The sequence below is a fragment of the Mesorhizobium sp. CCNWLY176 genome (assembly GCF_037153935.1).
GTDB classification, from domain to species: domain Bacteria; phylum Pseudomonadota; class Alphaproteobacteria; order Rhizobiales; family Rhizobiaceae; genus Mesorhizobium_M; species Mesorhizobium_M zhangyense.
On sequence record NZ_JBBBDZ010000023.1, the window covers coordinates 58,152 to 65,047 of the forward strand.

The following is a 6,896-nucleotide window of genomic DNA, read 5'->3' on the forward strand; positions in this document are numbered from 1 at the left end:
CGCTTAGCGATACGTGACGGCTTTCACCGCCTCGACGACTTCGCCGACATTCGGCAGTGCCAGCTTCTCGAGATTGGCCGCATAAGGCATCGGCACATCCTTGCCGGCGATCGTGATCACCGGTGCATCGAGGAAGTCGAAGGCGCGCTGCGAGACCTGGTTGGCGATGAAGTCGCCGACCGAGCTTTGCGGGTAGCCTTCTTCGACGACGACCAGACGGTTGGTCTTCTTGACCGAGGCGATGATCGTGTCGAGGTCGAGCGGGCGGATTGTCCTGAGATCGATGATTTCCACATCGATACCCAGGCCGCGCAGTTCGGCTTCCGCCTTGACCGCATAGGTCATGCCGATGCCGAAGGAGACGATGGTCACGTCCTTGCCGGTCTTGTGGATTCGTGCCTTGCCGATCGGGAGGACAAAATCGTCGAGCTTCGGCACGTCGAAGGACTGGCCGTAAAGGATTTCGTTCTCAAGGAAGATCACCGGGTTCGGATCGCGGATTGCCGCCTTGAGCAGGCCCTTGGCGTCGGCTGCCGTATAAGGCATCACCACCTTCAGGCCCGGTATGTGGCTGTACCAGGCGGCATAGTCCTGGCTGTGCTGCGCGGCGACGCGGGCAGCGGCACCGTTCGGGCCACGGAACACGATCGGCGCGCCCATCTGGCCGCCAGACATATAGAGCGTCTTGGCGGCGGAGTTGATGATCTGGTCGATCGCCTGCATGGCGAAGTTGAAGGTCATGAACTCGACGATCGGCCTGAGGCCGGCCATTGCCGCACCGACGCCGACGCCGGCAAAGCCGTGCTCGGTGATCGGCGTATCGACGACGCGGCGCGCGCCGAATTCCTGCAGCAGACCTTGCGTGATCTTGTAGGCGCCTTGGTATTCGGCAACTTCCTCGCCCATGACGAAAACGTTCTCGTCGCGGCGCATTTCTTCCGCCATTGCATCGCGAAGCGCTTCGCGCACGGTGGTGGAAACCATCTCGGTGCCGGCCGGAATGTCCGGATCGGCAGCAACTTCAATCTTGGGCGCGGCTGCGACAGGTGCCGGCTTGGTCTCGGCGGGAGCCTCAGCAGGCTTCGCTGCCTCCGCCTTCGCAGACACTTCCTCTTCACCGATGCCTTCGCCGAGCTTGTCGATGTCTTCGCCTTCGACCGCGAGGATAGCGATCGGCGTGTTCACTTTGACGCCTTCGGTGCCGGCAGGAACGAGGATCTTTCCGAGGATGCCTTCATCGACCGCTTCGACTTCCATCGTCGCTTTGTCGGTTTCGATCTCGGCAATGACATCGCCGGCGACGACCTTGTCCCCTTCGTTCTTGAGCCATTTCGAGAGGTTGCCCTCTTCCATGGTCGGCGAGAGTGCGGGCATGAGAATTTCGATCGGCATGTCCAGCCCTCCCTTAATGCGTGATGTCGGTATAGAGCTCGGAAGCATCCGGCTCGGGATCGGTCTGCGCGAATTCGGCCGCATCGGCGACGATGTCACGCACCTCCTTGTCGAGCGCTTTCAGGTCGTCCTCGCTTGCCCACTTCTTTTCGAGCACGCGCGCCTTCACCTGCTCGATCGGGTCATGCTCGGAGCGCATCTTCTGCACCTCCTCCTTCGACCGGTACTTTGCCGGATCGGACATGGAGTGGCCGCGATAGCGATAGGTCTGCATCTCGAGGATGATCGGGCCCTTGCCCGAGCGGCACCATTCGGTCGCCAGGTCGGCTGCGGCCTTCACCGCGCGCACATCCATGCCGTCGACCTGGATGCCCGGAATGCGGAACGATGCGCCGCGCTGCGAGAAATCCGTCTCGGCAGAAGACCGGGAAACCGATGTGCCCATGGCGTAGCGGTTGTTTTCGATGATGTAGATCACCGGCAGCTTCCACAGCGAGGCCATGTTGAAGCTTTCATAGACCTGCCCCTGGTTGGCAGCGCCATCGCCGAAATAGGTCAGCGAGACATTCTTGTTCTCGCGGTAGCGGTTGGCGAAGGCGAGCCCGGTGCCAAGTGACACCTGTGCGCCGACAATGCCGTGGCCGCCATAAAAATTCTTCTCCTTGGAGAACATGTGCATGGAGCCACCCTTGCCCTTGGAGTAGCCTCCACGGCGACCGGTGAGCTCGGCCATCACGCCGCGCGGCGACATATCCATGGCCAGCATGTGGGCGTGGTCGCGATAGGCGGTAATCATCTGATCGCCTTCGATCAGCGCCATCTTGAGGCCGGTGACGACCGCTTCCTGACCGATATAGAGGTGGCAGAAGCCGCCGATGAAACCCATGCCGTAGAGCTGGCCGGCCTTTTCCTCGAAGCGCCGCATCAGCAGCATGTCGCGGTAGGCGGCGAGTTCCTGCTCTTTATTGAAATCAACGGGCTTTGGCGCCACCGGCGCGGAATTCGACTTGCCGTCCGATTTCGATCGAACGGACGCCTTCTTGGCGGCAACAGCCATGCATCACTCCCTGGCAATGTCTCTTTTTGGACATTGAGAGGGATGCGCTCCCCCTCGAATTGCAATGAGGCTAGCATGCAATTCAACGTTCGGCCATGCGGAAAAATGCATGGCTGGCATGCACGTAACCGACTAGAAACATTGAAGATATTGATGATTAACCGACTTACGGTTAATTCGTCTCGTCCGACGAGCGGATGATGGTTATCTCATCAGTATGGGACAGGTTCAACGCCTTGCGCGCCTGTTCGTCCAGCATATCCTTTTCGAGCGTGCCGTCATGCAGGAGCTGCACCCTGCGCTCAAGCTCGATGCGCTGCGATCTTACAGTATCCAGCTTGGCCTGCAACTCGACCGTCCGATCCTGCAGCCGGTACTTGGAATAGATGCCGAATTCACCATGATAGGCGTGGAAGCCGAAATAAGACAGGAACAGCACGGCAAGGGCTGGTACGATGAGCCGGCCGGTTTTTCTTTCTTTGTGCTGACGTGTCCACATGGCGCAGATTCCTTCTGCCGCTATCTCGCGCCATCATGCTTAATGTCCGGTTACAGCGGTGAAAAAATCATCGCCCCGGAATCAAAAAAGGCGAGGATTACTCCCTCGCCTTTTCATGAAAACCAAACGATAAAAACAGAGAGCAATCAGCCCTTCAGGATCGAGCGTCCTGCAAAGCGCGCCTGCGTGCCGAGCTCTTCCTCGATGCGGATGAGCTGGTTGTACTTCGCCGTACGGTCTGAGCGCGCCAGCGAGCCGGTCTTGATCTGCCCGCAATTGGTGGCGACGGCGAGATCGGCGATGGTCGAATCTTCCGTCTCGCCCGAACGGTGCGACATGACGGCGGTGTAGGCTGCCTTGTGCGCGGTCTCGACCGCATCGAGCGTCTCGGTCAGCGTGCCGATCTGGTTGACCTTCACGAGAATGGAGTTTGCGACGCCCATGCGGATGCCGTCGCGCAGGCGGGCTGAATTGGTGACGAACAGATCGTCGCCGACCAGTTGAACCTTCTTGCCGCAAAGATCGGTGAGGTACTTCCAGCCCTCCCAATCGTCCTCGGCCATGCCGTCCTCGATCGAGATGATCGGATAGTCGCCGGCAAGCTTGGCCAGGTACTTGGCCTGCGTCTTGGGATCGCGCGTCTTCTTCTCGCCTTCATAGACGTAGTTACCATCCTTGAAGAATTCCGTCGCGGCGCAGTCCAGTGCGAGGGCGACGTCCTCACCGGGCTTGAAGCCGGCCTTTTCGATCGACTCCATGATGAAGTCGAGTGCGGCCGGCGCGCTCTTCAGGTTCGGCGCGAAACCGCCCTCGTCGCCGACATTGGTGTTGTGGCCGGCATCCTTCAGGCGCTTCTTCAGCGTGTGGAAGATTTCCGAGCCCCAGCGCACGGCATCGCGGAAGGTCGGCGCGCCGACCGGCATGATCATGAATTCCTGGAAATCGATGGGATTGTCGGCATGGGCGCCGCCATTGATGATGTTCATCATCGGCACCGGCAGGACGCGGGCGTTCGCGCCGCCGACATAGCGATAAAGCGGCAGGCCGGCGGATTCGGCAGCAGCCTTGGCGATGGCCAGCGACACACCGAGAATGGCGTTTGCACCGAGACGGGCCTTGTTCGGCGTGCCGTCGAGGTCGATCATGATCTGGTCGATGCCGGCCTGATGTTCGGCCTCGAGACCGCCGACGGCCTCGAAGAGTTCGCCATTCACGGCTTCGACAGCGCGCTCGACGCCCTTGCCGAGATAGCGCGGGCCGCCGTCGCGCAGCTCGACCGCTTCATGCGCGCCCGTCGAGGCGCCCGAGGGAACCGCGGCGCGGCCCATCGAGCCGTCTTCCAGCACCACATCCACTTCCACGGTCGGATTGCCGCGGCTGTCCAGAATTTCACGGCCGATGATGTCTACGATTGCGGTCATAGCGAGGGTTCCTCGGTGCTGGAGGGTTGGGTCGGGCCTCTCTTAGCGGAAGCCCGGCAAAAGGCAATCAGAAGGCTGGCCCTCAGGCCTTGGCGATCCGGTCGAACGCCATCAATCTTTCCAACAATGCCGGCAGGTCCTTGAGCGGTATCATGTTGGGGCCGTCCGACGAGGTCGAATTGTCCGGGTCCTGATGCGTCTCGATGAACACACCAGCGACGCCCACGGCAACCGCCGCACGGGCCAGCGTCTCGACAAAGCGCCGCTCGCCGCCCGAGGTCGCACCCTGTCCGCCCGGCTGCTGCACGGAGTGGGTTGCATCGAAAATCACCGGCGCGCCGATCTCGGCCATGATCGGCAGCGCACGCATGTCGGAGACCAGTGTGTTGTAGCCGAAGGAAGCGCCACGCTCGGTGACCAGCACATTGGCGTTGCCCGAACCGGTGACCTTAGCCACCACGTTCTTCATGTCCCAGGGCGCGAGGAACTGCCCCTTCTTCACATTCACCACCTTGCCCGTATTGGCGGCGGCAATGAGAAGATCGGTCTGGCGTGACAGGAACGCAGGGATCTGCAGCACATCGACATGCGGCGCGACGATCCGGCATTGCTCTTCGGAGTGCACGTCGGTCAGCACCGGCAGGCCGACTTCCTTGCGCAGGTCGTCGAACACCGGCAGCGCCGCGTCGAGCCCCGCCCCGCGCGTCGAGGACAGCGAGGTGCGGTTGGCCTTGTCGTAGCTCGTCTTGTAGACGAGGCCGATGCCGAGCTTCGTCGTCAGCTCCTTGAGCGCGCCAGCCATGTCGAAGGCATGCTGGCGCGATTCAAACTGGCACGGCCCGGCAATCAGGGCGAGTGGTGCATTGTTGCCAAAAACGGCATTGCCGACGGTGACGGTCGAATTCGGCGCGGTCATGAGAACTCCTCGAAAGCTAAAATGGCGCCCTGCCCGGCGGCTGGCGTTACGATCAGGCGGCTGCCGCGCCTGTGATAATCCACGGCGTTGGCGATGAACAGCGCTTCCGTCCTGGCCAGGTCTTTTACGCCGAACACGATCGCGGCAAGCTGCAGGCTGGATGCGGACGGAGCCTCAACACCGAAAGCTGCCTTGAGGCCGGCAGGATCGGTCAGCGCGATGGTGGCGTTCGGTAACTCGAACTGAACGCCTTCACTGCTGGCGAGACCGGCTTCAGCTCCGGCCACGACGTTGAAAAAGCCGCCATAAGCTGTCGGATCGGCGCTGACTGCCACGACGCCGACAATGCGCCTTGCACCATTGGCATGGGCCTGCAGCGCAGAGCGGTCGACCTTCGGCGCGTTGACCCGCTCACAGGTGAAGAAAAAAGCATCAGGCATGTCTGCCTCGGCGGCGAAGGCAAGCCGGAACGAGGCGGTATCGGCCTTGCCCGAAGCATCGACGAAAGGCCGTGAGAAATCGAGCCTCGGTCCCGCTGAAACGGCGGCGCGAACAAAAACCGCGTTGTCCGCATCGGCGTCTTCGGTGCCGAACACCAGCGCCGAAAAGCCCTCTTCACCGTTGCGCTCGCGAAACAGGCGGTCACGCGCGACGAAGATATTTTGCGCTGCGATCGCTTCATCGACCTTGCCGGCATCGCTGATCGCCAGCGGCTCCAGAAACGTGCCGTCCGAAAAATAGACGCAGGCGTTTTCGGTGCCGAAAGGATGGACGCCGACCGGCGCAACCGTAAAGCCAAGCGCAGCGAGCCGTTCACGCGCGACGCCGAGATCGGCTGTCGGCAGGACGAGATGGTCAAGCGAACGCGCTTTTGCGGAAATGCTCATCGCGCCGCCATGTGCCCGAAAACCGACTGCGGTTCAAGCTTTGGGTTTGTTTTGCATTTCGCGCTTCCTGTTCAGGTCTTTGATGATTGGCGAAGGCAACCCTGACGTCCGGAAACCGGAAACCCGAGCGAAGCGCAGGTTATCCGGGACCGATTGGTCTGAAACCGGAGCTCAGGTTATCCGGGACCTGTTCCGCATCATCGTCGGGCACGGACCGATCCTGAGGCTGTTGCAATCTGCACCGCCGAAGCGCTTTTGCGTTTCGGCATGGATTCCCGACACTCTCCGCTCGTTCCTCGCTCACGAGGTCGAGAATGACGAATTGCATTTGGGCTTGTCGCTAATCCCAAGCGTTGGCGGTTTCGCGTTGACGGTTTTGCAGGCGCATAAATAACAAGCTCATCATCCTCGGGTCGTAGCACGAGCGAAGCGAAGGGCGAGGGTCGCTCTTGCGACGGGGATCCATGCCGGAACATCGATGAAGCCGCTGCGGTGCAGAACTGCCGAACCTGAAGCTCGCGAATTGGGGGAAAGATTTCCACCCAATTTCCCGCCAATCCATTGTTTTCCCTCACCCCACACATTTTTTCACGCCCGATCTATCCACACCCCAAAACACCTCCGGCATAATCCCCCCATCGCTCCTACGGGACCGGGTCTGGAACCGGGATCAAGGGGGAGTGGCGGTGACCTCCCGCCCTGGTGTGGTAGCCAGGGACCCGAG

Annotated in this window: 6 protein-coding genes; all 6 read right to left on the reverse strand. The window is 61.0% G+C overall.

Features of this window, described 5'->3' with window-relative positions; all coding sequences use genetic code 11:
• Positions 1-3: 3 nt before the first annotated feature.
• The gene (locus WBQ96_RS26375; RefSeq protein WP_336552679.1) at positions 4-1,392 is read right to left on the reverse strand and encodes a pyruvate dehydrogenase complex E1 component subunit beta; all 1,389 of its coding nucleotides are present in this window, start codon (positions 1,390-1,392) and stop codon (positions 4-6) included.
• A gap of 13 nt (positions 1,393-1,405) precedes the next feature.
• Complete coding sequence (gene pdhA, locus WBQ96_RS26380; RefSeq protein ID WP_165114033.1) at positions 1,406-2,449, reverse strand: pyruvate dehydrogenase (acetyl-transferring) E1 component subunit alpha; 1,044 nt, start codon at positions 2,447-2,449, stop codon at positions 1,406-1,408.
• A gap of 172 nt (positions 2,450-2,621) precedes the next feature.
• Positions 2,622-2,948, reverse strand: coding sequence for an FtsB family cell division protein (locus WBQ96_RS26385; protein WP_165114036.1), 327 nt, complete (start codon positions 2,946-2,948; stop codon positions 2,622-2,624).
• 146 nt (positions 2,949-3,094) lie between these two features.
• Positions 3,095-4,369 carry a phosphopyruvate hydratase gene (eno, locus tag WBQ96_RS26390; protein WP_336552676.1) on the reverse strand — a complete coding sequence of 425 codons (1,275 nt, stop codon included), beginning with the start codon at positions 4,367-4,369 and terminating at the stop codon, positions 3,095-3,097.
• Between the two features lie 82 nt (positions 4,370-4,451).
• Positions 4,452-5,285 carry a 3-deoxy-8-phosphooctulonate synthase gene (kdsA, locus tag WBQ96_RS26395; RefSeq protein ID WP_336552674.1) on the reverse strand — a complete coding sequence of 278 codons (834 nt, stop codon included), beginning with the start codon at positions 5,283-5,285 and terminating at the stop codon, positions 4,452-4,454.
• Positions 5,282-6,172 carry a VOC family protein gene (locus WBQ96_RS26400; RefSeq protein ID WP_336552672.1) on the reverse strand — a complete coding sequence of 297 codons (891 nt, stop codon included), beginning with the start codon at positions 6,170-6,172 and terminating at the stop codon, positions 5,282-5,284. The genes kdsA and WBQ96_RS26400 overlap by 4 nt, the downstream gene beginning before the upstream one ends.
• Between the last annotated feature and the right edge of the window lie 724 nt (positions 6,173-6,896).